The 26,929-nt window shown below is 40.0% G+C and carries 29 protein-coding genes and 1 tRNA gene; 12 read left to right on the top strand and 18 right to left on the bottom strand.

What is annotated here, in order from left to right; all coding sequences use genetic code 11:
• The first annotated feature begins 1 nt into the window (after position 1).
• The 7 genes from GYM62_RS00795 (at position 2) to tsf (ending at position 5,347) form a co-directional block, all read left to right on the top strand.
• On the top strand, positions 2-1,072 hold the full coding sequence (locus GYM62_RS00795; protein ID WP_219957938.1) for a cell wall metabolism sensor histidine kinase WalK: 1,071 nt from the start codon (positions 2-4) through the stop codon (positions 1,070-1,072).
• A gap of 150 nt (positions 1,073-1,222) precedes the next feature.
• Positions 1,223-1,714 (top strand): hypothetical protein, encoded by a 492-nt coding sequence (locus tag GYM62_RS00790; RefSeq protein ID WP_219957937.1) that lies wholly within the window; start codon positions 1,223-1,225, stop codon positions 1,712-1,714.
• A gap of 103 nt (positions 1,715-1,817) precedes the next feature.
• Positions 1,818-2,528, top strand: a complete 711-nt coding sequence (locus tag GYM62_RS00785; RefSeq protein ID WP_219957936.1) for an RluA family pseudouridine synthase — start codon at positions 1,818-1,820, stop codon at positions 2,526-2,528.
• Positions 2,529-2,695: 167 nt separating this feature from the next.
• Positions 2,696-3,139, top strand: coding sequence for a 50S ribosomal protein L13 (gene rplM, locus GYM62_RS00780; protein ID WP_144604445.1), 444 nt, complete (start codon positions 2,696-2,698; stop codon positions 3,137-3,139).
• Between the two features lie 11 nt (positions 3,140-3,150).
• A complete protein-coding gene (rpsI, locus tag GYM62_RS00775; RefSeq protein WP_091654891.1) occupies positions 3,151-3,537 on the top strand; it encodes a 30S ribosomal protein S9 in 387 nt (128 codons plus the stop codon).
• 39 nt (positions 3,538-3,576) lie between these two features.
• The gene (gene rpsB, locus GYM62_RS00770; protein ID WP_219957935.1) at positions 3,577-4,338 is read left to right on the top strand and encodes a 30S ribosomal protein S2; all 762 of its coding nucleotides are present in this window, start codon (positions 3,577-3,579) and stop codon (positions 4,336-4,338) included.
• Between the two features lie 178 nt (positions 4,339-4,516).
• Positions 4,517-5,347: a translation elongation factor Ts gene (gene tsf / locus GYM62_RS00765; RefSeq protein ID WP_219957934.1), complete on the top strand. Its 831-nt coding sequence runs from the start codon at positions 4,517-4,519 to the stop codon at positions 5,345-5,347.
• An 86-nt stretch (positions 5,348-5,433) separates the two neighbouring features.
• On the opposite strand, the gene GYM62_RS00760 is transcribed toward tsf, so the two are convergent.
• From GYM62_RS00760 to GYM62_RS00700, 13 genes are all read right to left on the bottom strand, one after another.
• Positions 5,434-6,051 (bottom strand): hypothetical protein, encoded by a 618-nt coding sequence (locus GYM62_RS00760; protein ID WP_219957933.1) that lies wholly within the window; start codon positions 6,049-6,051, stop codon positions 5,434-5,436.
• Between the two features lie 1,064 nt (positions 6,052-7,115).
• Positions 7,116-8,315: a phosphoglycerate kinase gene (pgk, locus tag GYM62_RS00755; protein ID WP_219957932.1), complete on the bottom strand. Its 1,200-nt coding sequence runs from the start codon at positions 8,313-8,315 to the stop codon at positions 7,116-7,118.
• Positions 8,316-8,426: 111 nt separating this feature from the next.
• On the bottom strand, positions 8,427-9,389 hold the full coding sequence (locus tag GYM62_RS00750; protein ID WP_219957931.1) for an L-threonylcarbamoyladenylate synthase: 963 nt from the start codon (positions 9,387-9,389) through the stop codon (positions 8,427-8,429).
• Positions 9,390-10,103, bottom strand: a complete 714-nt coding sequence (locus GYM62_RS00745) for a tetratricopeptide repeat protein (RefSeq protein ID WP_250161387.1) — start codon at positions 10,101-10,103, stop codon at positions 9,390-9,392. It lies immediately after the preceding gene.
• Between the two features lie 32 nt (positions 10,104-10,135).
• Positions 10,136-10,576, bottom strand: coding sequence for a thioesterase family protein (locus GYM62_RS00740; protein WP_144607306.1), 441 nt, complete (start codon positions 10,574-10,576; stop codon positions 10,136-10,138).
• Between the two features lie 4 nt (positions 10,577-10,580).
• Positions 10,581-11,132, bottom strand: a complete 552-nt coding sequence (locus tag GYM62_RS00735; RefSeq protein WP_144607307.1) for an NUDIX hydrolase — start codon at positions 11,130-11,132, stop codon at positions 10,581-10,583.
• On the bottom strand, positions 11,132-11,725 hold the full coding sequence (locus GYM62_RS00730; protein ID WP_219957930.1) for a hypothetical protein: 594 nt from the start codon (positions 11,723-11,725) through the stop codon (positions 11,132-11,134). The genes GYM62_RS00735 and GYM62_RS00730 overlap by 1 nt, the downstream gene beginning before the upstream one ends.
• Before the next feature lies 1 nt (position 11,726).
• Positions 11,727-13,640, bottom strand: a complete 1,914-nt coding sequence (locus GYM62_RS00725) for a RecQ family ATP-dependent DNA helicase (RefSeq protein ID WP_219957929.1) — start codon at positions 13,638-13,640, stop codon at positions 11,727-11,729.
• On the bottom strand, positions 13,641-14,417 hold the full coding sequence (locus GYM62_RS00720; protein WP_219957928.1) for an enoyl-CoA hydratase/isomerase family protein: 777 nt from the start codon (positions 14,415-14,417) through the stop codon (positions 13,641-13,643). It lies immediately after the preceding gene.
• A 66-nt stretch (positions 14,418-14,483) separates the two neighbouring features.
• Entirely contained in the window at positions 14,484-16,406 is a 1,923-nt protein-coding gene (locus tag GYM62_RS00715; RefSeq protein ID WP_144607311.1) for a ComEC/Rec2 family competence protein, read from the bottom strand.
• 83 nt (positions 16,407-16,489) lie between these two features.
• Positions 16,490-17,059 (bottom strand): DUF3575 domain-containing protein, encoded by a 570-nt coding sequence (locus GYM62_RS00710; RefSeq protein WP_219957927.1) that lies wholly within the window; start codon positions 17,057-17,059, stop codon positions 16,490-16,492.
• Positions 17,060-17,086: 27 nt separating this feature from the next.
• A complete protein-coding gene (locus GYM62_RS00705) occupies positions 17,087-17,521 on the bottom strand; it encodes a GNAT family N-acetyltransferase (protein ID WP_219957926.1) in 435 nt (144 codons plus the stop codon).
• Positions 17,490-18,479, bottom strand: coding sequence for a PhoH family protein (locus GYM62_RS00700; protein WP_091654907.1), 990 nt, complete (start codon positions 18,477-18,479; stop codon positions 17,490-17,492). Before GYM62_RS00700 ends, GYM62_RS00705 begins: the two co-directional genes overlap by 32 nt.
• A gap of 103 nt (positions 18,480-18,582) precedes the next feature.
• On the opposite strand from GYM62_RS00700, the gene GYM62_RS00695 reads away from it, so the two are divergent.
• The 3 genes from GYM62_RS00695 to GYM62_RS00685 all read left to right on the top strand — a co-directional run bounded on the left by GYM62_RS00695 (position 18,583) and on the right by GYM62_RS00685 (position 19,896).
• Positions 18,583-19,353, top strand: a complete 771-nt coding sequence (locus GYM62_RS00695) for an S-adenosyl-l-methionine hydroxide adenosyltransferase family protein (protein WP_219957925.1) — start codon at positions 18,583-18,585, stop codon at positions 19,351-19,353.
• Between the two features lie 3 nt (positions 19,354-19,356).
• On the top strand, positions 19,357-19,656 hold the full coding sequence (locus GYM62_RS00690) for a putative quinol monooxygenase (protein ID WP_144607315.1): 300 nt from the start codon (positions 19,357-19,359) through the stop codon (positions 19,654-19,656).
• 156 nt (positions 19,657-19,812) lie between these two features.
• Positions 19,813-19,896 (top strand) — tRNA-Leu (locus tag GYM62_RS00685).
• A gap of 526 nt (positions 19,897-20,422) precedes the next feature.
• Here GYM62_RS00685 and tnpA read toward each other — a convergent pair.
• From tnpA to GYM62_RS00670, 3 genes are all read right to left on the bottom strand, one after another.
• Positions 20,423-20,860: an IS200/IS605 family transposase gene (gene tnpA, locus GYM62_RS00680; protein WP_219957924.1), complete on the bottom strand. Its 438-nt coding sequence runs from the start codon at positions 20,858-20,860 to the stop codon at positions 20,423-20,425.
• A gap of 266 nt (positions 20,861-21,126) precedes the next feature.
• Positions 21,127-21,822: an ABC transporter ATP-binding protein gene (locus GYM62_RS00675; protein WP_219957923.1), complete on the bottom strand. Its 696-nt coding sequence runs from the start codon at positions 21,820-21,822 to the stop codon at positions 21,127-21,129.
• On the bottom strand, positions 21,819-23,306 hold the full coding sequence (locus GYM62_RS00670) for a DUF5687 family protein (RefSeq protein WP_219957922.1): 1,488 nt from the start codon (positions 23,304-23,306) through the stop codon (positions 21,819-21,821). Before GYM62_RS00670 ends, GYM62_RS00675 begins: the two co-directional genes overlap by 4 nt.
• A 91-nt stretch (positions 23,307-23,397) precedes the next feature.
• Between GYM62_RS00670 and GYM62_RS00665 the strand changes: the two genes are divergently transcribed.
• Together GYM62_RS00665 and GYM62_RS00660 are read left to right on the top strand one after the other, a co-directional pair.
• Positions 23,398-24,129 carry a nitroreductase family protein gene (locus GYM62_RS00665; protein ID WP_219957921.1) on the top strand — a complete coding sequence of 244 codons (732 nt, stop codon included), beginning with the start codon at positions 23,398-23,400 and terminating at the stop codon, positions 24,127-24,129.
• Positions 24,130-24,188: 59 nt separating this feature from the next.
• Positions 24,189-24,335, top strand: a complete 147-nt coding sequence (locus tag GYM62_RS00660) for a hypothetical protein (RefSeq protein WP_219957920.1) — start codon at positions 24,189-24,191, stop codon at positions 24,333-24,335.
• A gap of 43 nt (positions 24,336-24,378) precedes the next feature.
• Here GYM62_RS00660 and GYM62_RS00655 read toward each other — a convergent pair whose 3' ends face one another.
• Positions 24,379-25,374 carry an adenosine kinase gene (locus tag GYM62_RS00655; RefSeq protein ID WP_219957919.1) on the bottom strand — a complete coding sequence of 332 codons (996 nt, stop codon included), beginning with the start codon at positions 25,372-25,374 and terminating at the stop codon, positions 24,379-24,381.
• A 357-nt stretch (positions 25,375-25,731) separates the two neighbouring features.
• Entirely contained in the window at positions 25,732-26,895 is a 1,164-nt protein-coding gene (locus GYM62_RS00650) for a hypothetical protein (RefSeq protein ID WP_219957918.1), read from the bottom strand.
• Between the last annotated feature and the right edge of the window lie 34 nt (positions 26,896-26,929).

Below are 26,929 nucleotides of genomic sequence, written 5' to 3'. Positions count from 1 at the left end.
CATGCTTGCAAGCTCCCGAGGTATTTCTTTAATCTTAGCTGTAGCCATTTCGGTCATGGTGGCAGCATTTTTATCTCTATTACAAGACTCTACTCCTGTATTGATATTAGTGGCTTTCGGGCTTTCTTTCTCTGCTTCTTATTTATTGATCAATATCACCTTGGAGTTTCTGGTTTTTCGTGAGATCGGAAATATTTACTCCCTCTTGGAAAAAATCCAGAAGAAAGATCTATCCGAAATCTCTGACAAAAGCTCCAAGTCTTCTATTTCTCCTTTGCGAAAAATCAATAATGTCATCAACTCCTACGCGATAGCCAGGCAAAAAGAGATTGATGCGCTGCAAAAAAACGCAGAGTTCAGAAGGGAATTTATAGCTGACATTTCCCACGAGCTGAAGACTCCAATTTTCGCAACGCAAGGCTATATCCATACACTTCTGGACGGAGCTATCGATGATAAGCAAGTTCGGATGAAGTTCCTCAAGCGGGCAGCCAAAAGTCTGGATTCTCTGGATAATCTGGTGCAGGATTTATTAACCCTGAATCAAATGGAAAGCGGAGTAATCAAGTTTGTGTACACAGACTTTGATTTAAAAGAAGTGATAGATGAAGTAATTGAGGAATTGGAGCATAAGGCATCCAAGAGAAAGGTCAATATCTCATTTAAATACGACTCTGATAAAAGCTATGTAACCCATGCTGATAGGCAGAAAATCTATAGAGTCTGTCAAAACCTGATTTTCAATGCCGTCAAATACAATCATGATGAAGGTGAGGTCAAAATATCTCTGAAGACTCAGAAAAACCACATTCAAGTAGACATCAAAGACGATGGACAGGGAATCCCACCTGAAGACCTAAAGCGAATCTTTGAGCGATTTTATCGAGTAGAAAAAAGCCGGAACAAAAAAGAAGGCGGAACCGGACTCGGACTGGCTATTGTCAAGCACATATTAGAAGGTCATAAAAGTAAGATCTCTGTAAGTTCGACCGTGGGTAAAGGATCAATTTTTAGTTTTTCTTTGCCTTTAGTGAAGGAGAAGGAATTGGAAAAAAACATAGAAGTTGACTAATAGTTCAACCTCGATTTCCCCCTTTGATATCAATGTGTTCTCAATACATGAAACTAGCCATAAATATCAATCTTACTTTTATTTCATTGTCCAACGGATTAATTATTTAAAATTAGTACATTAGTTCTTGCGTTTTAATTTTTAGAACTGATGAAACATCTTACCCAACTAGTATTAATTATTTTTGCTTTCGGTACTTTTTCCTGCGATAAGCATATGGATCCTTGTTGCCCTATTGGCAATAATGCGATTAACCTTAAAGTCCAAGACAGGGAAGGCAATGACCTTTTGGATCAAAAACGGGCTAAGTCCTTCAGGGAAAATGTCATCAAAATCTTTTATGAGCGAGCGGGAGAGCTGGAAGAGTATTTTAATGGAGGGCACTCCAACATGAGAAGGAATTTTTGGATTATTTCTCCGCATGTGGATGAAAAATACCATCAAATGAGATTAATCATTGATTCCGAAGTGACAGTGATTCAATGGAATGAAAACGAGGCAGACACGCTTTACTCAGAAATTGTATACGATAAAGAATTCAACCAGAAACACATTCAAAAAGTCTTTCATAAAGGTGAGTTAAAATACAGTAATGATCCTTCACATATCAAAGCTGGTTTTATAATCACCAAAGGGCGCTAATCATCCTTGAATAGAAAGCAGAATTCCTTCCCCTCGGAAGGATTTTTTTTGAGCAATCATTTCCCTACCTTTGCAGCCTCTTTGAAGAGGCACAGGCGAATCCATGAAAAAAATAGATTTTCAAAAACTCATTCTGTTTGAAAACGAGGATTACCTGGTAATCAACAAGCCGCCTTACCTGTCGAGCTTAGACGATAGACATGAGGCGCAGAACATCCTGGACCTTGCCAAGATGCACACAGCAGATGCCCAGCTGTGCCATCGTTTGGACAAGGAGACATCCGGATGTCTGGTGATTGCCAAGAATCCAGAGGCCTACAGGCACACGGCCATCCAGTTTGAAAATAGAAAAGTGGACAAAATCTATCATGCTGTGGTAGAAGGCATCCGGGAATACGAACACCTGACAGTGGATCGTAACCTACTTGCTTCCGCCAAAGGTGTAGCCAAAGTCAGCAAGGAAGGCAAGCCTGCTCAGACGGTCTTTCATACGATACAGACCTACAGGGCACATTCATTGATCGAATGCAAACCCATTACGGGTAGATTGCACCAGATCCGGGTACACTTGGCCTACCTACAATCTCCGATTTGCGGAGATGAGCTGTACGGAGGTAAGCAATTATACCTTTCTTCGCTCAAGCGCCGCTTCAATTTGAAAAAAGAGACAGAAGAATTACCCATCATGCAGCGGGTTTCTTTGCATGCTTTTTCGATCGGGTTTGAAGGATTGGACGGAAAAAGAATCACCGTCAATGCTCCTTATCCCAAAGATTTTCAGGTTTTGGTCCATCAGTTGGAAAAAACAGCCTGATTATCAGTCTGAAAAAGCAATAAAAAATTCGGTGTTTTTATGCTAAACCTGTGAAAATCAGGATTAGCCTTGGAAATATTTTGCATGGAAAATAAAATACTTCTATCTTTGTGTCCCTTTTTGGGGGTCGAATATATTTAACAAGCTAAAAATTAAACAGTTACACAGTGGATACTTTAAGCTATAAGACCGTATCGGCTAACAACTCGACTGTAGAAAAGCAATGGGTGATTGTGGATGCCCAAGCAGCAGTATTGGGTAGATTAGCCAGTGAGGTAGCGAAAATCTTAAGAGGAAAAACGAAGCCTAGCTTCACTCCTCATGTGGATTGCGGTGACAATGTCATTGTAATCAACGCAGACAAAGTCAGATTGACTGGTGACAAGTGGGATGCCAAAGTATATGTGCGTCACACAGGTTACCCAGGTGGTCAGCGAATCTCTACACCTAGAATGTTGAAAGAAAAATCTTCAGCGATTTTGGTAGAGAAAGCTGTCAGAGGCATGTTGCCAAAAAACAGATTAGGTAGAAAATTGTACGGAAATCTGTACGTGTATGAAGGATCTGAGCATCCACATGCAGCGCAGCAGCCAAAAACCATCACTCTTTAATCGACTAATTCATGGAAATGATCAACAAAATCGGTAGAAGAAAGACCTCTGTAGCCAGAATTTACATGGCTCCGGGAAAAGGCAACATTACCGTAAACAATCAGACACTAGAAGTTTACTTCCCTTTTGATTTGCACCAGATTGTAGTGAAGCAGCCTCTTGCGCTAGTAGGAGAAGACGGAAACTACGACATCCAGATCAATGTAGACGGAGGTGGTATCAAAGGACAGGCTGAGGCAGCTAGAATGGCTATCTCCAGAGCTTTGTGCGAATTCAACGAAGAGCACAGAGGTCCATTGAAAAAAGAAGGATTCTTGACTCGTGACCCTAGAATGGTTGAGCGTAAGAAGCCAGGACGTAGAAAAGCAAGAAGAAGATTCCAGTTCTCCAAGCGTTAATCGGATTTATTCTTCAATCAATAGAAAACAATTTTATTCATGTCAAAAATCGAATACAAAGACTTACTGGATGCTGGTGTTCACTTCGGACACTTGACGAGAAAGTGGGATCCCAGAATGGCTCCATATATTTTCATGGAGAAGAACGGAATCCATATTATCGACCTTAACAAAACGCTTGCTTGCCTCGAAGAAGCATCCGCAGCAATCAAGCAAATCGTACGCTCAGGCAAAAAAGTAATGTTTGTCGCTACTAAGAAGCAAGCTAAAGACTTGGTAGCAGATGAAGCTCGTCGTCTTAACATGCCCTACGTAACCGAAAGATGGTTGGGTGGTATGTTGACTAACTTTGCCACGATCCGCAAATCCTTGAAGAAAATGTCTGGCCTTGAGAAAATGATGAAGGAAGACTCTTTCAAGAACATGGCAAAGAAAGAAAGGCTGATGGTGTCTCGTCAGAAGGAGAAAATGGAAACTGTATTGGGCGGTATCGCTGACCTAAGCAGACTTCCTGCGGCTCTTTTCATCGTAGATATCAAAAGAGAACACATTGCGATTGCTGAAGCACAAAAGCTTGGTATCCCTGTTTTTGCATTGGTAGATACAAACTCCAACCCAAATGAGGTGGATTTCCCTATCCCTGCCAATGATGATGCATTCAAGTCAGTAAACTTATTGGTTAAAGCTTTCGGAGCAGCTATCGAAGAAGGTCTTTCTGAGCGTAAGAAAGACAAAGAAGATGCTAAACTTTCTGAAGAGGAAGAAGCAAAAAGAGCTGTTGACGCTGAAACCAAAGAGTAAAAACTCACTTGATTTGATATACTAACAAAAATTGAACATCAGGCCTCGGTCGGTGTTCAATTTTTTGTTTCTACTCGGCCTTTGACTAGCTTTTGGAAGCAAGGCCCAAATTCCCCAACCCTATTTAGGGGTTGAAACCAAGAATAAAAATCGTTTAATCATACAAACAGATCACACAATGGCAATTACTGCACAAGAAGTAAACAAACTGAGACAAATGACCGGTGCCGGTATGATGGACTGCAAAAAAGCTTTGACAGAAGCAGAAGGCGACTTCGATAAAGCTGTAGACATCCTCAGAAAAAAAGGACAAAAAGTATCCGCTTCCAGAGCTGACAGAGAAACCAAAGAAGGCGTAGTAGTAACTAACGTATCTGACAATGGAGCTACAGGCACTATCCTTTCTTTGACTTGCGAAACTGACTTCGTTGCTAAAAATGAAGAATTCGGTGCATTCGCAACTACTCTTTTGACCTTAGCAGTAGAAAAGGGAGCCTCTTCTATCGAAGAAATCCTTGCTCTTCCATTTGAAAAAATCACGGTTGCTGAGAAAATCGTAGAAATGACCGGTAAAATCGGTGAAAAAATCGAAATCTCTCATTACGAAGTAGTGAAAGCTGAAGCAGTAGTTCCTTACATTCACTCCAACGGTAAATTGGGTGTATTGGTAGGATTGACCAACACTTCAGGTTCCGATGTAGAAGAAGCAGGTAAAGATGTAGCAATGCAAATTGCTGCGATGAACCCTGTAGCCGTTGACAAAGATGGTGTAGACTCATCTACTGTAGAGCGTGAAATCGAAGTAGGTAAAGAGCAAGCAAGAGCAGAAGGCAAGCCAGAAGAAATGCTAGAAAAAATTGCGATGGGTAAATTGAATAAGTTCTATAAAGAGAACACCTTGTTGAGCCAGCAGTTTGTGAAAGACAGCAGCTTGACTATCGCTCAGTACCTGAACAATGTAAGCAAAGGCATGACTGTTTCTGCTTTCAAAAGAATCTCTATCGGGTAATTCAAATATAGCCCATTGAACATAAAAAAAGCTGACTTGAATAAGGTCAGCTTTTTTTGTTTGACTTGTTTTGTCCTACTATCAAATTACTTCAGCTTGAAACCTAGCCTATAATTTACCATTAGGTAATAGGGCCAATACCCAGAAAAGGACGACATACTTACCCCTAAAGTATTTCTCCTGTTTTCATTTTTCCCTTGCCAATCAAACACAACCTGAGTGACATATCCTAGACGGGCAAACCTCTCCACATTCATAATTCCTTCCATTTCTCCACGCTCATTTCGAAACCAGCCCCCAAATGAAGCATCACCTCCATATTGAAATGAGGGACCAAATCCCAAGCCGACTCTAAAGTCTTTTGCTGTTCGAATCACATCGTAGTTCAATCTCACATCGGTGAAAAGACTGGAGGAAAATGCATTAATATTTTGACCATCCAATTGAGGTTCCCAAAATTTCCCACTTCCATCAAACTCACCGATCACGGCAAAATAGGTCAAGGAGGGATTGATAGAAAATCTTTCTGAAGTATAAACACTCAACTCATTCATAAAATTGATGGCCCATTTACCTTGATTCCCTTCTATGGAAGGCCCGGCCCCTACTCGATAAATCAACTTCTTATCTTCCCCTTCCTGACCAAATGAATTAAAGGTTAGAATAGTCATTACTAAGACTGTGAAAAATTTTTTCTTAAACATGAATATGCGATTTAAATCTTTAGTAAAGGTGATAAATCAGAGTTTCTTTTCAAATATTATTTCATACTTTTTCTAGGTTTTAGAAATTTTAAATTTTTTATCATTATTTATTTATATTTATTATCAATTATTTTACATATAGTGAGATTAAAAATCATCTAATTTTTATGATTCTTAAGGTAGCAAAATGGTGATTCTGATGCTTTAGGCAGAAAGTATATTGGAAGCACATACTCAAAAAACAGGATCCACTGCTCTCTCCACAGGAATTATAAGTGAGACTTAATTCAAGACCGAAACCTAGCTTTGCACTATTCAATTCGTAGCTAAAACCATGAAATCGATGTAAATCTATGTGGCTTATGTGGTTAATTAATTTTCCCGCAGATCAGCGCAGATTAGATTCGCAGATTAACGCAGATTATTTTAAAAGTAAACAAATGTGCTTCTCAGGAGGAATAACCGGAATCTATTCTAAAAATTAAGCCCACCAGTGCACTACTCAACTTATTACCTAAACCATAAAAAACTATGTGATCTTTGTGGCCTATGTGGTTCAATAATTTTCCCGCAGATCAGCGCAGATTGGATTCGCAGATTAACGCAAATTATTTAAAGAGTAAACTACTGCTCTTCCCAGGAGAAACAACTGGAATCTAATCTAAAACTGAAGCCCACCAGTACACTACTCAACTTATTACCTAAACCATAAAAAACTATGTGATCTTTGTGGCCTATGTGGTTCAATAATTTTCCCGCAGATTAGATTCGCAGATTAACGCAGATTATTAAAAATAAAAAACACTTCCCTTGTCAGGAGGAATTACTGAGATCTAATCTAATACTTAAGCCCAGCAGTGCACTACTCAACTTTTTAGCTAAAACCATGAAATCTATGTGACCTTTGTGTACTTTGTGGTTCAATACTTTTCCCACAGACCAACGCAGATTTATAGTTAAAGAATAAAGGAAATTTAACGTCCCAAAGGGAGAAAATCTTGATTTAATGGAAATAAAAAAACGGCTGAGTTTCCCCAGCCGTTTCAAATTATTTCAAATTTATTTTAAGGCTCCAATGCTGCTACACCCGGAAGGACTTTCCCTTCCATATGCTCTAACAATGCTCCTCCACCGGTGGATACAAAGGAAACTGCTTCTCCGTAGCCAAATTTATTGACCGCAGCCGCAGAGTCCCCTCCGCCAATTAATGAATAGGCTCCATCTTTAGTAGCTTGAGCCACCGCTTCTGCAATTGCTTTAGTTCCCTTATCAAAAGAATCCATTTCAAATACGCCCATAGGACCATTCCAAAGAATTGTTTTGGACTTTAATACAGTCTCCGCAAATAGTTCACGGGTTTTAGGCCCAATATCCAAGCCCATCCATCCATCAGGAATCTCACCACTTGTAGCCATTCCCTGCTCTGCATCATTTGCAAAAGCTTTTGAAATCACTGTGTCGACAGGAAGGATTAAATTCACTCCTTTGGTTTTTGCCTTTTCCATCAATTCCAAGACAAAATCCATCTTGTCTGCCTCCAATAGAGAATTCCCAATGGTGCCTCCCTGAGCTTTGGCAAATGTATAGGACATACCTCCACCAATTATCAGGTTGTCTACCTTGTCCAATAAACGCTCAATGATCAAAATCTTATCAGAAATCTTAGCTCCTCCCATAATAGCAGTATAAGGGCGCTCTGGATTACCCAATACCATATCTGCATTCTTCAATTCAGATAGCATCAAATAACCACAAACTCTGATGTCAAAATACTGGGCTATTACTGCTGTGGAAGCGTGCGCTCTATGGGCTGTACCAAAGGCATCATTCACATAAATATCTCCCAAATGAGCTAGTTTCTTGGCAAATTCCTCATCGCCTTTTTCTTCTTCTTTGTAGAATCGTAGGTTTTCAAGAAGCAATACCTCTCCCCCTTTCAATCCCTCTGCAATATTTTTAGCTTCATCCCCGATGCAATCAGGAGCAAATTTTACAGATGTGCCTAAAGCTTTTTCCAGAGCAACAACAATATGTCTTAATGAAAACTTATCCTCAGGGCCAGACTTTGGTCTGCCTAAGTGGGACATCAAAATCACAGCTCCTCCGTCTTTCAAAATCTTATTTATAGTAGGGACTGCTGCCTGAATTCGGGTATCATCCGTAACATTATTATTATCATCCAAAGGCACATTAAAATCTACCCGGATTAATGCTTTTTTCCCTTCGAAACTGAGATTATCTACATTCTTGATTCTTGGATTCATAAAATTGAATTGAATTAATTTTCAAAATATCATCAAAATAGGCCTGAATTTATCAAAGTTTCAGGCAAAAAGCGACTTTCTAGAATGATGAATTTGTAAAGTAGACTGTTTTTACTTGGCGGCAGCTCGATTCAGTCTATCGTTAATCGCCTTGCCTAGTCCATGATCTGGCATTCTTTCTGCCAAAATCAAATCCAAGTCTTGCTCATCCAAAGCTCTCATTGCAGCAAAAAGATTTTGTGCAGCTTCCTTTAAATCCCCTTTTTCACTCAAGATCATTTGGGATTCTATTGGCAAGTTAGAGAAGGTTCGCTGAAGACTAAGAATTCCCATTCGCACCTTTTTATTCTGGTGATCTTGGATCAATTGATCCAAATCTCCAAGAATAAAAGGTTTGGTAGGGGCATAATGACTTTCTAACAAACCCGGCGCAGCTGGATTACTTGAACTGTGGGTTTTAATTTGAACTGGCCCGACTAGCGCTTCGATTTCCCTGACGTCCAATCCTCCTAACCGGTAGATAAAGATTTGTTCATCCTCTATGCCAACGATAGTACTTTCCAAACCCACTTTACAGGCACCTCCATCCAAAATATAGGGGATCTGATCGCCCAATTGCTTTTGAACATGCTCAGGCCTTGTCGGACTGATATAGCCAAATGGATTAGCACTGGGAGCAGCTAAAGGAAATTCCAGGCTTTTTAAAAGCTCCAAAGTCAAGGGGTGTGAAGGAATTCGAACAGCAACCCGATCCAAACCCGAAGTGACTAAATCTGGGACTATAGCTTCTCTAGGGAGCAATAAAGTCAAAGGTCCCGGCCAAAACTCATCGGCTAGGATTTTTAATTTCTCGGGAATTTCGAGCACCCATCTTTTGATCTTCTCCATTGAATCGGAGTGTATAATCAAAGGATCAAAGGAGGGTCTTTTTTTAGTTTCAAAAATGGAAGCCACTGCATCGGGATTTAATGCATTTCCGGCTAAGCCATAGACCGTTTCAGTTGGAATACCTACCAGCTTTCCTGCCTCCAATAAGGACTTAGCACGAATAATATCTTTCCCGATTTCAGCCATTTAATTGCAAAAATCGTCAATCCAGGATTTAGCATCTGTATAACCCAAGGATAGAGCCATTTTCAAGTCGGCGCAACCTTCTTCTTTTTCACTCTCACCCAAGGCACTCATTCTGGTTACACCCAAAAGGTAATATGCAGCTCCATTTCTTCCATCTAAATTGACGGCATTGGTCAAAGATTCCATTGCACCAATCGGATCATTATTACCAATTTGAGCTTTACCTCTATTGAAATACACTAAAGCTTGGTTGGGATTCACTTGAAGGGCAGCATCAAAATCCAAAATAGCATCTTCATATGCCTCCATCCCCAAAAGAGCCAATCCTCGGTTATAATAAATATCTGTCTGAGAAGGATCTAAGCCATTTGCCATGTTGTAGTCAGAAACTGCCTCTTTGAAATTCCCCAATTCCAAATTGGAATTTGCCCGATTAAACCACGGCTTATATGAGCTGGAATCAACTTCTATTGCTTCGGTAAAAACAGGAATAGCTTCTTGATACTTCTGCTGTTGAAAAAGCGCCACTCCCTTTGCGTTGAGAGCAGTTGCATTAGATGGGTTTTGTTCCAGCGCTCGATCGAAATAAGAAATAGCTTCAGCCCAGGCTTGACCATCCATTTTTTCCATTCCAGCCTGCATCAATTCCTCTTCGCTAGGGCTGCAACTAATTAGAATAAAAGCTAATAAGCCCAGTAAATATAAATTTCTCACGTGATTCTGATTTAAGGCGCAAAGATAGGGAATCAGGCCTGTTTTTCAGGATTAAAAGCCAATTTAGCTCTATAAATTTCAGGAACTGGGGTGGGTTTCATGGTTTTCATGTCTACCGAAACCATGGTGCAGATACATTTAGCAAATAGGATCTGTTGTCCTGATTTATCATTTCCAAGCAAATATTGCTCTAAGACAAAAGAACTATTCCCAATTCTTACACATTTCACGAAAGCCTTAATTTCATCTTCCAAGTGAATGGGCTTGAAATAGTCCATTTCAATCCTAGCAACCACTGTCCCTACTTCCATGATATTCCAGCCACATCTGCTATGTAAAAAATCAGCTCTGGAATGCTCAAAATAATTAAAATATACGCCGTTATTGACATGCATGTACCCATCAATATCCGAGAAGCGGATTTGAATTGGGGTAGAAAAATCAAACTCTTTCAAGAGATGATCAATTTCCATATACTCAAAGTAAGATTTCTGATTTACTGGTTTTTTCCAACATTCTCAGGATGGAAGGATTGTATCCGATCATATCCACGACAGAATCAAAAGTAAACCAAGCAAGAGAAACACTTTCATTGCTAATCACCAATTTATCTGTCAGGTCGGCTTCAATCATAAAGCGAACATCATAATGAAAATGCTCTGGTACATGAGGCCTTTCAGGGATGATATGCTTATCAAGGTCAAAAATGCTGTTTTCTACCAGACGAAGATTTTTCAAACCACTCTCCTCCTCAGCTTCTTTCAGGGCAACTTCCATGAGATTTTCATTCCCATCTGCATGTCCTCCTAACTGCAACCATCTACCTAGCTTTTTGTGAAGCGTCAAAAGGGTATGGGTTCGATCAGGGTTTACGATCCAGGAAGAAGCCGTAAAATGGCCTGCCAATCGCTCTCTGTTGAAAGCTATTGGATCTTCTGTCAGTTGAATAAAATCCTGAATAAAAGCCGATTCCTCCTCGTAGGGAGTTCGGTATTTTTCGAGTTGTTCTTTAAGTGTTATTCTGTCCATCAGGTAGCATTGAATAATCGATCCATCAATTGGTCGAAGGGTTTCGCATTTTGGTATAGCCTATCCGAATAGACAGTCACCAATAATTTTAGGTAGCTGGGTTGATTGTCAATAGTCACCTTTTCTATGCTGACATTCCCATATAACTGAGAAATCAGCTCATTTTCTGCAGGAGCTTGCAAGGGAGGTTTGAGGTAAAACTTTTCGGTAGACTTCACCTGTTCATTGATTTCCTCTAATTTCCTGTCCAAACTTACCTGCTGATATCCCAAAGCTAAGACTCGTCGGGAGAAAGCCAAGAAAAGATTGGAAAAAGATTTTTGGGTCAAAGGGGAATCATAGGTTACTGCAAAGCCATTTGCATAAGGAGATTCGAATACATGCACTTGGGGACTTGCGTTTATTTGGGCTCTTTTCAGGTGGTAATTTTTGTAAATCAAATTCATCAGAGTAGAGCCCTCCTCTGACTCTAACCAATCATCAATTTCATCCAAATCTTCTGGCTTTATTGCAAAGTTCTCCTTTACGTTAACCGGAGCTTTGCCCGATCCTTTGAAGACCTTACCAAATAAATCATCCAGAAAATTACCCATATTAGTCGATACTCAAAGTTCCATTTTTGTGCTGCCTTATGACCCCTTCATCAGTGAGCTTTCTCAAAAGCTCCAATGTAAATTCGCTGGCAGAAATTCTCAGGCTTTCCAATAAACCACTCTGAGATAACTCCCCATTACTTCTCAAAGTTTCGATAATCTGCTTTTTCAATTTTTTCTCCACCCAGGCAGGATCCTCCATTTTCTTATTTTCCACACACCAATCGCAAATTCCACAACGTGAATCACTCTTTTCTCCAAAATATTCCTGAATGAATTGTGTTCGACAAATCACCTCCTGATGAGCGTATGCAACCATGCTCTTAGCTTTTTCCAAAGTCAACTCTCTGCGCAAGGATATTCTTTTCGTATTCAATGGCAACTTGGCAGCATCATACCGAGAGGTAATAAAAGTAATCTGGGGCTTATCCTTTCTTTTCTCATAATCCACCACTTCCATTTGCCCTAATTTCTCCAAGGATTTAATGATTTTAGCTTCTGAGGTCTCCAGTGCCTTGGCAAGTTTGAACTCATTGATCTTCATATACTCGGAAAAGAGATTACCCCCATAAGTCCGCAACAATAGTTTAATCACAGGATCAAGGGAGGCATGGGCAATCTGTATTTCATACAACTGCTGAGGACCTACTAAAAAATGAATTTTTGAAGGACTGTAATAGCTTTCACTCAAACCAATAAACCCCTCCTCTTCCAAAACTTTTAAAGCATAAAAAGTCTCCAATACTCCAAGATTATAGGTGTTTGCAAACTCACCCCATTCAAAATCAAAGCTGCTCAACATATTACTCCCTACAGCAATTCGAAAGTAGTTGGCCAGACATTGATATACTTTCCTCACAAAGTCAATGGGAGGATAAACCAAAGCAGCCCTGCCTAGGACATTTTCAAAATCTGCCTCATTGCTGAGTAAGACAGCATAAGCCTTCTTTCTATCCCGGCCTGCTCTGCCAGCCTCTTGGTAATAATTTTCCAAATTTTCCGGCAAGTCTGAATGGATCACTACTCGAACATCCGGCTTGTCAATCCCCATTCCAAATGCATTGGTACTGACCATGACTCTCAGCTGATTCTTCATCCAAAACTCCTGCTGCTTGCTCCGATCAGCCATGGACATTCCTGCATGATAAGCTCCTGCCTTGATTCCCAATTGATTCAATGCTTTCGCAATTTGATGGGTAGCCTGACGATTCCTAACATACCAAATTGCTGAGCCAGAAACCCGGTTCAATATTTCACAGCCCTTTTCAAGTTTATTCTCCACCAAGCGCACGCTGTAACTCAGATTCTCCCTAGCAAAGCTTTGCCTGAAAATTTCCGGGTTTTTCATCTCCAGCTTTTCTAAAATATCTGCCTCAACTTGCGGAGTGGCAGAAGCCGTCAAAGCCAAAACTGAAATACTGGGATGATATTTTCGGATTTCAGCGATTTCCAAATATGGAGGTCTAAAATCATATCCCCATTGGGAAATGCAATGGGCTTCATCTACTGCAATGAGATTGATATTCATTTGCCGAAACCGCTCGATGAACAGCTCTGACTTCAATCTTTCCGGAGACACAAAGAGAAATTTATAATTGCCGTGGATGCAATTGTCCAAGGTTCGGTCTATCTCCCGATAACTCATTCCTGAAAAAATCGCGGCAGCCAACACCCCTCGTCTTTTCAATTGATCCACTTGATCCTTCATTAAGGCGATCAATGGACTTACAACCAAGCAAACACCGTCTTTTACCAGCCCAGGCACTTGATAGCAAAGAGATTTTCCTCCTCCAGTGGGCATCAAAGCAAGTGTGTCCTTTCCGTCAAGAACAGAAAAAACAACGTCTTTTTGGACTGGTCTAAAATCATCCCATCCAAAAACCTGCTTTAATATTTCTTGCGCCCGGTTTTCCACTTACCAAGTAGGTTTTTCTTTACTTAAAAATGATGAAATACCTTTGACACAGTCTTCATGAGCTCTCGCTTTGGCATTGATTTCCGCCGCATGCTTCAGAGATTGATTTCTTTCCTTTTTATTTAAACTTCTCAAAAGTTTCTTGGTCTCCATCATAGAATTAGCCGAATTATGAGTGATTAGCTTGGCCGCATGATCTAAAACCACCTGATCCAAATGCTCTGCTGGAGTCACCTGGGTAATCAAACCAAGATTAGCTGCCCTCTCTGCAGAAATCAAATCCCCAGAAAGTAATAATTCCTGAGTTTTGGCCGCTCCGATTTGTTCTTGTAGAAATACAGAAACCAAAGCAGGCACAAAACCGATTCTTACTTCCGTATAGCCAAATAATGCATCGGGCGCAGAAAAGGCAAAATCGCAAACTGTAACTAAGCCACAGCCTCCTGCCAATGCATGCCCCTGAACTTGTGCTATAATGATTTTAGGAAAGTTGTAAATGAGATCGAAGAGCTCCATTAAGTTTTCGCTGTCTTGCAGATTCTCTTCTTCAGAGTAATTCTGCATGGACTGCAAATAACTTAAGTCTGCGCCAGCACAAAAGGCTTTTCCTTCAGCCTTAATCCTAACTACTCTGACCGCCGGATCATGCTCCATATTGACCAATGCCGATTTCATAGCTTGAATCAAGTCCGGACTCATAGCATTTCGCTTTTCGGGCCTATTCAGTGTGATTGTCCCTAATCTATTTTCAATATGTGTTAATACTGCTTTATCCATTTTTTTGGGTTTTCTATTCTGTGCAATCAAGTTAGGAGGAGATTCAGGGAAAGTCAAAAAAGGTAGTTAAAAAAGAATTCTGACAGAGGAATTCCCTATTTCTAAAGGTGCATTTTTTTCTTGCTCGATCCATTCATTTTCCTGCCAATATTCCACTTTAGAAAAAGAAGCATATTCATGCTTAATCATTCCCCTTTCAATATCAATTAAAAGCTCCAGTTCTGGGAAGAATAAGAGATTCTTTTCGAGGCTAAAGGCTTGCAGAGACTCAGGCCACTTTCCCCAGCCATTCAAAATTCTATTTGGCTTGACCTTGAAATCCAATTCCTCCACCGCAACTCCTTGATTCCAAGACTTCAGTGTCCATCCATCCCAATAATCCAAAGCAAAGCCTTTATCCCCTGCGTAAACAATCAGCTCGGCATTGGTTTTTGTCCAAGAATAAATCACCCGATTGCCTGCCCATAAAAATGTCAGGAAACAAGCTATATAAACTAGCCTCTTTTTAGGAAACAAATCCCAGCTAGCCCATATCAACAAAAGGGCCCAAACACAAAACATGGTGAGAGGGAATATAGTCAGCTCATCCAGATTTGTGACTGGAAGATTTTTGAAAAGACTCAAAATCCACAACTCCAATTGAAAAAATGCATTCAGTATCCAACCCAAAAAGTCACTCAAAAAGGGAATCCAGCCTAGAATTAGAAAGGGAATCCCGATTTGCATGATCAAAAAAGTAAGAGGAATAATTAGAAGGTTTGCCGGTAAAAACCAAACCGGAAAGCTATGAAAATAAAAAACTGTCAGTGGAAAGGTTGCTAACTGAGCTGCAATGGAAACGGCTGCCAATTGCCATAAGTACTCAATCCAAGAAGAAGACGGGAGCCACCATCTGGTGATCAAAGGCTGTAATAAAACGATACCCAATACAGCAACATAAGAAAGCTGAAACCCAACTTCAAATAGTACCTCAGGGTCAAAAGCGATCATTAAGATGGCCGAAAATGCAAGAACATTAAAAATTGACGGTTTTCTGTCTCTCATTTGTCCCAAGGTAATCAGGGTAAACATGACAGAAGCCCTAACGACAGAAGGTGAAAATCCGGTTATCAGGGCGTACAACCAAATGATCATCACTACTCCCATGAGATATAGCTTGAGCTTACCACCTTTCAGTTTAAATGGCTTTACCAGAAATAGAAAAACAGAGACTAAAATCCCAACATGCAATCCTGAAACGGCCAATACATGCATAACTCCTGCATCTGCAAATTCGGCTCTGATATTTTTATCCAATGCATCTTTTTGACCAAGTAACAAAGCCTTTGCCACTTTTTGAGCCTGTGGATCAGCTAATTTCGATTGAATCAAATTCGCCAATCCCTGTTTCCAATGAATGGGGGAAAGCCAGGTATTTGAAGTTGGATGATTATCTATGACCTTCAGACCTACTGGATGAAAAAGGGTATAATGGATGTTCCTTTTCTGAAGAAAGGCTTTATAATCGAATTCTCCAGGGTTCTTTGGTTCTTGGATAAGTTCTGCTTCTTTTTCGATAAAAAGAATTTTCCCCGGAGTCAAGGTTATTGAATCCTGATGATAGAGCAAGATTTTTTCGCTCGAATTGATCCATTTTTCATCTTTTTGATAAGCATGAACCTGAAGCAGATTTTGTTTGGACCTGGGCTTTTCGACATCAAACTGTAAAACTTCTGCAATAAATGGAGTACCGAGTATAGTTTCCTCAGAATCCGACTTTTGATGAAGCTGGATTACAAAAACTCCTGCCAGAATAAGTTGAACATAGGCTAATGGAGTCAACCATGTCCGATTTTTTAAAAACAGTATAATAGCTACATAAATGAGCCATAAGACGCCCATCACCCCTCCCAACCAAATCGACAAAATGGGACTTACTTGATACCCCAAGGCTAGACCAAGCAGTAAAAAAATCAAGTATCTCAAAAAAGGGAATTCTGAAAATCTCATAGCTTAAAAATTAACTCTTAAGTTAAAGAATTTACAGCAAAAAAATAGCTCCATAAAGGAGCTAAAATTTAAGCGTGGGAAAATTAGAATCTATACCCGAGACTAAACCCTCCATTTAGTTCAATTCTGGTAAATCGCTCAGCTACTTCATCACTAAATCCGCGGGCAATACTCACATAAGGCCCAAAAGCAAAATGGTCTGATACTTCCCATTTGTAACCAGCTCCTGCACCTAGCATGAACGAATTCATATTTGTGACCCTTACGCCCCCATCAGAAGGTTCTTCAAATTCACCAAAACGCAATTTTGCCAATGGATATATAAAGAATCTCCCATTCAGGTTGTTGCCAAAATAAAAATTCATAGCAGCCTGAACAGAATTGGTTTTGTAATTTTTACCCTGGCCCTCTGAATTGTAGCCAAACCGGTCATTGAACATGATCTGTAAATCCAAAGCATGCTCATCAGACAGAAACTTTTCGTATCCTACCTCAATAGATCCCAGCGCAATCAAGTTTAGAAAATTGACTTTGACCTCATTCGAATAGACGGATCTGCTTCCAATCCCTGAACTGCTGGAAATCACCTGCTGTGCCTCTGCCGTGAGTCCTAAAATTGCTGTAAGTAGTATACCAAATAATACCTTTCTCATATTTCTAAATTAAAATCTTATGTAACTCTATGCCAGCTCCATTTTATAGTGCTGAATCTCACATTCCTCAAACATTTCCCCAACTTTCTTGAAGCCAAACTTGGCATATAATGGAATTGCGGAAAGTTGAGCATGGAGATATCTAATTTTCCCCTTAGCTTCCTCATTCACCATCAAATCTCTTAAAACTGCTGAGACCAATGCCTGACCTACTCCTCTGCCTCTGGCATCTTGTAAAACAGCAAATCTCTCCAATTTAATTCCATAGGGAGTAAATCTATACCTTGCTGTTCCTACTGCTTTTCCATTCAGGGAAGCCAGAAAGTGGGTAGCCTCATCCTCAAATTGATCGTATTCATCTTCCGGATTGACTCCCTGCTCTAGAACGAAAACTGAATGTCTTATGTTGAGAGCGAGATCCATCCCAGCTTTACCTGTCACTTTTTCTACCAGGAGACTCATTTTTAATCTGATCTTTTTCTGCTTGATTTTTTTCGTATGCTTCGATGATCGCTTTCACCAATTTATGCCTGATCACATCCTTTCCACTCAGGTTGACTATACCAATACCTTTGACATCCTTTAGAATTCTCAAGGCCTCTGACAAACCTGATTTTTGTCTTACAGGCAAGTCAACTTGAGTTTGATCCCCAGTAATAATCACCTTTGAATTAGGTCCCATACGGGTTAAGAACATCTTAATTTGCTCAGAGGTGGTATTTTGAGCTTCATCCAGCAAGACAAAAGCGTCATGTAGAGTCCTTCCCCTCATATAGGCTAATGGAGCAATTTCGATTACTCTTGTTTCCTGATAATATTTCAGTTTTTCCGGTGGCACCATATCCTGAAGGGCATCGTAAATCGGCCTAAGATATGGATCTAGCTTTTCCTGTAGATCTCCGGGCAAAAACCCAAGATTTTCTCCAGCTTCGACCGCAGGCCGGGTGATGATTATCCTCTTTACTTCCCTGTTTTTCAAGGCTCGTACTGCAAGAGCAACGGCTATGTAGGTTTTTCCGGTTCCTGCCGGCCCCAAGGCAAATACCAGATCATTTTTAACGGCAGCTTCAACAAGTTTTCGCTGATTGGGAGATTTTGGCTTGATGACCAAGCCTTTGTTTCCAAAGACAATTACCTGATCTCTGTTTGCTTCTTCGAAAGGAACCCCTTCAACGTCCAAATAATCTTTGACATTTTCAGGAGTCAAGTGACCAAATCTATCTACATGTTCCAGCAATAAATTGATCAGGTTATTAATCCTCAGAATTTCAGGCGCTCCTCCTTGAATGCGGATTTCATTTCCGCGGGAAATTATTTTGGATTGAGGAAATGCTTGTGCCAATTGGCGAATATTTTCATTAGCTTGACCTAAAAACTCGGCCAGTGGCACATTTTCCAGTGTAATTACTTTTTCTACCAAACTGTTTCTTTGATTAAATATGCTTGAGAGGGTACCGATAAAATTTCTATTTTTGTCCCTGCCCCCACTAACAAAAGTACATAATTTTAATTGACTTGCTTCTATGGCATTAGTGACATTCCTCTCTGATTTTGGGGATAAAGATTATTACGTTCCTGCGGTGAAAGCCAAAATGTTGGCCATCAATCCGCAATTGAATATTATAGACATCTCTCATAATATTGACACCTTTGATTTAGCTCATGCTGCCTTTATTTTGAAGGCTACTTTTCGGGATTTCCCAAAAGGCACCGTTCATTTGGTAGCTATCAATACAACCGGAAACATGACACAAGGTTATATCGGTGTCAAATTGGAAGAGCATATTTTTATCGGCCCGAATAATGGAATCTTAAGTTTGTTGGCAGATCATGACCCAGGAATTATGGTTCAGTTTGCAGATATACACCTGAAAGACACCTCCTTCCCAACCAAAGATATTTTGGCTCCCATTGCAGCAAAAGTTGCCTCTGGAGCAGCAATTCACGACTTCGGCGGACCATTGTCAAACTTCAGAAAGTTGATGCCCCGTAACCCGAAAGCGACGAGAGAGCAAATCATCGGGCATGTCATGCGAGTGGATCGATATGGCAATTTGATCACCAACATTCCGAAAGATATTTTTGAGAAACTCAACCCAGGAAGCTTTACCATAGAATTTGGAAGAGAAAGTTTGGACAGGCTACACAAAGGTTGTGATCAGGTAGAGCCTGGTGATTGCTTTGCATTCTTCAATAGCTTGGATCTTTTAGAAATAGGGATCAACCATGGTCATGGAGGAAATCTATTGGGGTTGAAATTTGAGAGCGTGGTGTACATTAATTTCAATCCATAGGCTATGCTGATTCGAGTGGTAAGGATGACTTTTCAGGAGGACAAGGTTGAGGCCTTTTTGGAAAATTTTGAAAGTCATAAAAAAAGTATTCGAAATTTTCCCGGTTGCAGGCATTTGGAACTATGGCGCGATGAAAATAAAAAAAATATTTTCATGACCTATTCGCACTGGGAGAGTGAATCCGCCTTAAATCAATACCGTGATTCTGAGTTATTTAAATCAGTCTGGGCTTTTACAAAAAGCCTCTTTTCTGACAAGCCTGTAGCATTTAGCTCAAAAAAATTACAGGAAGTGCCTGAATAGGGTTGTAGGAAAAAAAATTTGTACTCATATTTGCATCCCGTTCAGCAAGGGACGGAGAAATTGAAATGTCCAAGTGGCGGACCTGTCCGCCGGAATTGAAAACAGAAATGATTTCAAAATACACTTGGGAACAAAATTTCCGCTTAGAAGCACCATGCCCAGGTGGCGGAATTGGTAGACGCGTTGGTCTCAAACACCAATGAGGTTACACTCGTGCCGGTTCGACTCCGGCCCTGGGTACAAAGAAGCTCCTTCTGAAAAGAAGGGGCTTTTTTTGTTTAAAATCGCCGGAGGAGAAGTTTATCCCGATGAAGCGAAGCGGATATCGGGAACTCCGGCCCTGGGTACAGAAAACCCCTTCAGAAGCAATTTTGAAGGGTTTTTTTCTTTTTTGGCTAAAGCCTAGTCTAGTGTGGTAAATTTCAATGAGCGGGCTAAAGCGCCGCTCCTATTTTTATTTATTCTTCAGATATAATCTAGAACAGGTTAGAGTACCTCTCCTACTTTTTTTGTGTCAAACCTCGACAACAATCAAAATGGATGGGGAAAATTACCACCAGCTTTAGCTGGTGGCTTTCGAATAAATTTATCGATTTGGGCTTTAGCCCAATTCCATTGGAAATTTAGGCTAAAGCCAATACAAAATCATCTAGCCTTATCAATTGAACGGGCTAAAGCACCGTTCCTATTCTTTTATCTATTCTCCAAGATAACCTAAAACCTGAAAGAATTACCGCCAGCTTTAGCGGGTGGGTCAAGAAGAAAATCAAACAGAAAATTTTTCAAATCCATACTTATTCAAAAACTCATCATATTCATCTTTAAAGGATTTTTTGGCATGATGAATCTCTTGATTTGAAATATAATTTCGCACCTTTTCAACAATAGATTCTGATACTGAAAGAGCAAAATATTCATCTTGCCATTCAAACCTCTCTTTGATCAAATTATTTTTATTTATCCAAAAAGAAGACTCACCTTTTATTAGTTGCATAACCTTTTGAATGGTTTGGTCGATGCCTAGAGAAATCAAACAATGGCAATGATCTTTGTGCCCACTTACTCTGTCAATGAAAATTCCCTTCTTTTTACAGTTTTGGCGTATATGGTCCCATACAGCTAATCTGGTTTCAAGATCATTCAAAAATGGGAATCTATTTTTGGTAGTAAAAACGAAATGAATGTAAACTTTGATATAAGGCATAAAAATAGATTTTCATCTAATTTAATAAGAGAATAAAAAATAAACTAACCTTTTTTGGCTAAAGCCTAGTCTAGCGTGGTAAATTTCGGTGAGCGGGCAAAAGCGCCGCTCCTATTTTTATTTATTCTTCAAATATAATCTAGAACAGGCTAGAGTACCTCTCCTGCTTTTTTTGTATCAAGTCTCACAAACAATCAAAAGAATAGAAAAAAATTACCACCAGCTTCAGCTGGTGGCTCTAGAATAAAATTTATAGTAGTTGGGCTTTAGCCCGTAAAATAAGCTTCCAACTCACTCATCATCGCTTCTTTCTCCTGAAGATCACGGATGATTTTGCCTTTTTCCAACAATACAATCCGATCACAAATCTCTGTCACATGATTCAAATCGTGGGATGAAATCAAGAAAGTGGTTCGGCTATCTTCTTTTTCTTTCAAGATCAACTTCTTTAATCTGATCTGGGAGCTTGGATCCAAATTTTCAAAAGGTTCGTCCAAAAAGACCACTTCAGGATTGCCCATTAAGGCAGCTGCAATTCCCACCTTTTTCAGGTTACCCTTCGAAAGGTCTCGGATATATTTCTTTTTCCCCCGTATCTCATCATTGAAAAGTTCAGTGAATTTCCCCAAATGAACTTCCAAGTCAGCTTCTGACATGCCGTAAATCTTTCTCAAAGTCTGAAAATATTCATCCGGCGTGAGATATGCCAAAAGCATGTGTTCATCTAAATATGCTCCTGTAAATTTCTTCCACTCCTCATCCTGATTGACCTGATGTCCATTGATAATCACAGTTCCATCCGTAGGCCTCACCAGGTCCAGCATAATTCTAAAAAGGGTGGTTTTACCAGCACCATTATTACCTACCAAACCAAAACACTCAGACGTTGAGATATCTAAAGTTTCTACATCCAATACTACTGCTTCTTTGTACTGTTTTTTAAGATTTTTGACACTGATCATAATTCCTGTCTAAATGAAGATGAGATTTCGTATTTATTTTGCATGACACGCTGCACATTCAGTTTTGCCAAGGGTTTGAAGAAAATGATTCCCAAAATCCCACACACTGACAAAGCAATCAGGCCAGCATAATCACTTACTAAAAAGGAGAAGGGTAAGTAAATCAAATAAGGCAATACCATCATTGGAATCACCATCAACCACTGGGCTGCACCTACTCCTTCGTAATTAAACATGGCTCCTTTATTCAAATCCATAGGCTTAGGCTTCCATAATGCCAGATAAATAATGGCATGAACCAAAATGCCCACGTTGAAAAGGAAGGTAGCAAAGTGTACGGCAAGTATTTGCCATCCAAAATACACATAGGGTACAGAGGCTAGAAAGCAAACTACAGAAACGGAAATAAAGAGCAAATATTTACCGCGAATCAACTCCTCCACACCTCCTCTTCTATTGAGGAAGAAATCAAAATTCCCGGAGTTCCAACTTAAGAAAAGCTGCCCATACTGGATCATAAATATTCCGGTGATGAATACTCCTACAAAAATGAATATTGTGGAAATACCCTCATCAGACGCGTAAACTGGATTGGTATAAAAAATCAATCCATACAATAAAAAGAATCCGGAAAGCATTAGATATGTCCGGCTTTTCTTATGTCGAATGATCAGTTTCCACTCCAGGTTAGCCATTTCGCCTGCCAATCCAAATCTGGAAAAGAAACCAATGGATTGATCCGTAAAGCGAACATTTTCTTCTGACGATAAATCCTCCAAATAAGCATTGTTGAAATGATATTTAAAGCAAAGCCAGTAGCTAGCTACAAAAAGGATAGCCAATACGATTACCGGAATTGGAGTTGATATGGATAAATCGAATACAGGCTTCATGATCTCTCCCAAGTTAAACCAGCCCATATAGCTAGAGCCTGAACCTAAAAACAACACGGCTACCACGATGAGTAATCCTATTGTGGAATCTTCAAAACGCTGCTTGAACCATAGCATAAACCAATGCAAAATCCAGCTGGTCAATACAATAGAACCAATCCAGCCTATTAGCCCAACTGCATCTGAGGCTGGTAAGATTACTTGAACTCCAAAGGGTAAAAACAACAACAGTGCAATGACATTAATTGGAGAAATAAAAGAACGGAGCAAAAGAATGTGCATAATTTTGGATTTCCCTATGGGAAGATGTAGCAGACTCTCTAGCTCGACAACCGGCAACTGCTGAATAAAATACCGGTACATAAACTCGCCGAGGAAAAAATAAATCAAGTAGCTATTAAGTACTGTAAGCGGATCTTGGCCCTCTGCCAACTTTTCAATGATTACTTTGAGCAGCAATCCTGCTCCTAGAACATAAAGCAAAAGGAGTAATACAATGAATCCCAAAAAAATATTGGTCAAAACACTCTTTGCAAAAGAGGTCGACCTCACACTTTTCAGAAATTGCAATCGAATCAATTCAAAAAACATCGGTAAATGGTTAGGGTTAAAATTTTAACTTGCCTGAAATTATCAATAAAGCTGAAAAAAACAGTCTTTTAAAAATAGAGAAATCGGACAAATGAAGAATACTTTACAGGAATTAAGATTTTTCGAGGCGGTAGAAGCAAGAAGGTCGGTCAGGATTTTTGATCAGGAAAGTGAATTTGACCATGACATAGTCCGACATTGCCTGGAAGCCGCTATCCTTTCTCCCAACAGCTCAAACCTTCAGCTTTATCAGTTTGTGAGAGTTCCTGAATCTTCTCCTCTTAAAGATCCATTGGCCCAACTTTGCATGCGCCAAAAAGCCGCTACGACTGCTAGGGAATTGGTTGTCATCATCACACGAAGAGATCTTTGGAAATCCAGAGCAAAAGCTAACTATGATTTCATCCTAAATTCTCAACAAAATCAATCTGAAAATAAAGTAAAACAGGCTGGTAATTATTACAAAAACCTAATCCCTAAATTATTTGGGAAATATCCGGGTTGGTCCCTACTCAAGAAACTCATCGCCTGGTGGGTAGGAATGCGCAGACCCATGGTACGGGAAGTTGGGGAAACCGAAGTGCGCATATCTGTTCATAAAAGTGCTGCCTTGGCTTCCATGACCTTCATGTTAGGGATGAAAGCTGCAGGATATGATACCTGTCCGATGGAGGGCTTTGACTCCAAACGTGTAAAAAAGCTACTTGATCTTCCAGATGCAGCTGAAATTTGTATGATTATAGGTTGTGGGAAAGGCCTTCCGGAAGGGATTTATGGCCCGAGATTTCGGGTGCCTAGTTCGGAGTTGATAGTGGAGAAGTAAAAATCCAGTCTTTTCAGGGTCATCGAGAGGCTTAACATTTTTAAAATGCTCAATTGGAGATGACAGAGATAAATATTGAAGCTATCATTTGGGTCGCACTAAGTGCATTCGAAAGGTCCTCGACTCCGCTGGGACTGACCTATACATCCTATCCTCAACTCAATATGGCATTGGCATGTAAGGAAAAAGCCGAAGCAATCTTTTAGTGAATAAGATTGCTTCGCTCCTTATTATGCCTAACAATTTTGCTTAAGGATTCAACCTTCCCAAAATCTCTTTGGCTTGATGCCACTTCAATCTAGGGCCAAACTGACTCACAATCTGAGAACTCGCCATGGATGCTAATTTCCCGCTGGATGCGTAGCTGTGTCCATTGGTGATTCCATACAAAAAGGCTCCGGCAAACATATCCCCGGCACCATTTGAATCAATTGCCGTAGTCTTGTAAGGCTCGATATCGATAAAGGTATCCCCATCAAAGATCATCGCACCGTTTTTACCCTGCGTGATGACAAAATGCTTAGCTGCCTTTTTCATTTCCTCTCTTGCTTCCATCAGATTATCCTTACCTGTGTAAAGCATGGCTTCTTCCTCATTGGCAAAAAGGAGATCAACACTTGGCCCGATTACATCATCAAAATTATCTTTGAAATACTTTACCATAGCTGGGTCAGAAAAGGTCAAAGCCACTTTGGTACCAGCTTCTTCCGCAACCTTTTTGGCATGCATCATGGCTTCTTTTCCATTTGGGGAGGTCACCAGGTACCCTTCGATAAAGAGATATTTGGATTCCCGAATCGCAGAATCATTGATATCATGGGTCGAGAAATTTTGAGTAATTCCCAAAAAAGTATTCATGGTCCGCTCAGAATCCTCAGTCACCATCACCAAGCATTTTCCGGTCACACCAGCCTCCAATTTGTCTTCTGACAAAGCAATTTCTACTCCGGAATCAATTAAATCCTTCAAATAAAAAAGCCCCAATTCATCAGCTGCTACCCGAAAATTATAATAAGATTTTCCTCCAAATTGGCTAACCGCCACAACTGTATTGGCAGCGGAACCTCCGGCTTGTTTTTTTGCTTCTGCATGATTAATCACTTTCATCAAGTGATTTTGACGCTCTTCATCCACCAAAGTCATTAAGCCTTTTTCTACGCCATTATCTGTAAAAAACTGATCTGTTACTTTAAATTCAATATCTACTAGGGCATTTCCAATGCCAGTTACATCGTATTTTTTCATTTATAATTAGTTGGTAAGTTGTAATGTTTAAAGGTTATAATGTTGGTTTAATTCATTATTCGATATTAAAACCTCAAGTCCTAAAGATAACGATTGAGGTTCTCACAAGCCTCGTCTTTCGTACTTCGTAAACCGAATTTTCAAGGAAGACAAGGCTTAGACTCCCTGACTATTCGTCAGACAGGCGCTCAGCCTGACATTCGATATTCATACTTTTCAAGCTTAAGCTGAAAATCCGGATTGAGGTTCGAGTAAACCTCGTAAATCGTATTTCTTAAATCTTTTTTCAAAGTAGAAAAGGCTTCGACTCCGCTCAGCCTGACATCGGTCATCAGACATCCAGCATCGGACTTTTTTTCAATCAAATATAGGGTGTCTCTCAAATGGCTTTTCTCTGTCAAACAAGTATCTATAGGTGTGATGTGTTTTGTATATGTCTGCTAATAGTTGCTCGCAAACACGCATCATTTTTGGATTAAAATCTCCTATCCAATTCATCTCTATGGTTTTATAGGGGAAGGAAGCTTTTCCGCTCATTTTATCATAGCTGATAATCATCGCGCTTTCCACACCTTTGCCTTGATGCTCCGGCACTACTCCAAAGACCAAACCCAACATTTTATTAGGCGGAGAAAAGGTTTTATACCAGAGAAACTTCAGTTTACCAAGCAAGTCCATTTTTCCATTCACATGCTTGAAAATCTGATTGATTTCAGGAATTTGGATGAAGAAACCAACAGGTTCTTCCTTGTAAAAAGCAAAGTAGATTAATCTTGGATCAATGATTGGTTTCATTTTCCCAAACATCAACTGAGCCTCTTTCAATGCAATGGACTTCCCCATGTGACGCGCCCAGGCTTTATTATAGACCGTCATAAAATACTCAGGAGCTTTCTCTTGGAGTTCCTTTCCCTTGATATATCGGAAGCTGTAATCGGGGTTTGCAATGACCAGATTGGCTCGCTTGATCATTTTTTCATCAAAACCCACATTCTGAACAGGCCGCATATAGGTGAATTGCTTGAAATAAAGCTTAAATCCATAATCTTCGAAAAACTTCCGATAATAGTTGAAGTTCCACGGCATATTGTAATTAGGCTCAGAAAAGCCATCGACCAACAATCCCCACCATTTGTCCCGCTCTCCAAAGTTGATCGGTCCATCCATCGCCTCCATCCCTTCGCTTTGAAGCCATTCTTTGGCTGTATCAAACAACAAAAAAGCTGCACTCTGATCTTCTATGCATTCGAAAAAACCAACTCCGCCAGTGGGTTGCTTTTCTTTCATTTTGGGATTAATAAAAGCTGCTATTCTCCCAATAGTCTGACCTTTTCCGTCTTGTAGCAACCAGCGCTTAGCCTTGGCTCCATTTCTAAAAAGCTTATTGGTTTCCGGGTGAAAAAGTCCTTCAATATCCTTATCAAGCGGACGTATCCAGTTTTTTTCATGCTTATAAAGCCGCACAGCCATTTCGATAAACTCTTTCTGATGGGCAGGTGTGGTGACTTCGATCAGTTTCATGGAGAAAATTTTAATCGGCTAAATTAACCCATGA

The organism is Algoriphagus sp. NBT04N3 (genome assembly GCF_019443765.1).
Lineage (GTDB): Bacteria > Bacteroidota > Bacteroidia > Cytophagales > Cyclobacteriaceae > Algoriphagus > Algoriphagus ornithinivorans.
This window is presented reverse-complemented; position numbering and strand designations above follow the sequence as displayed.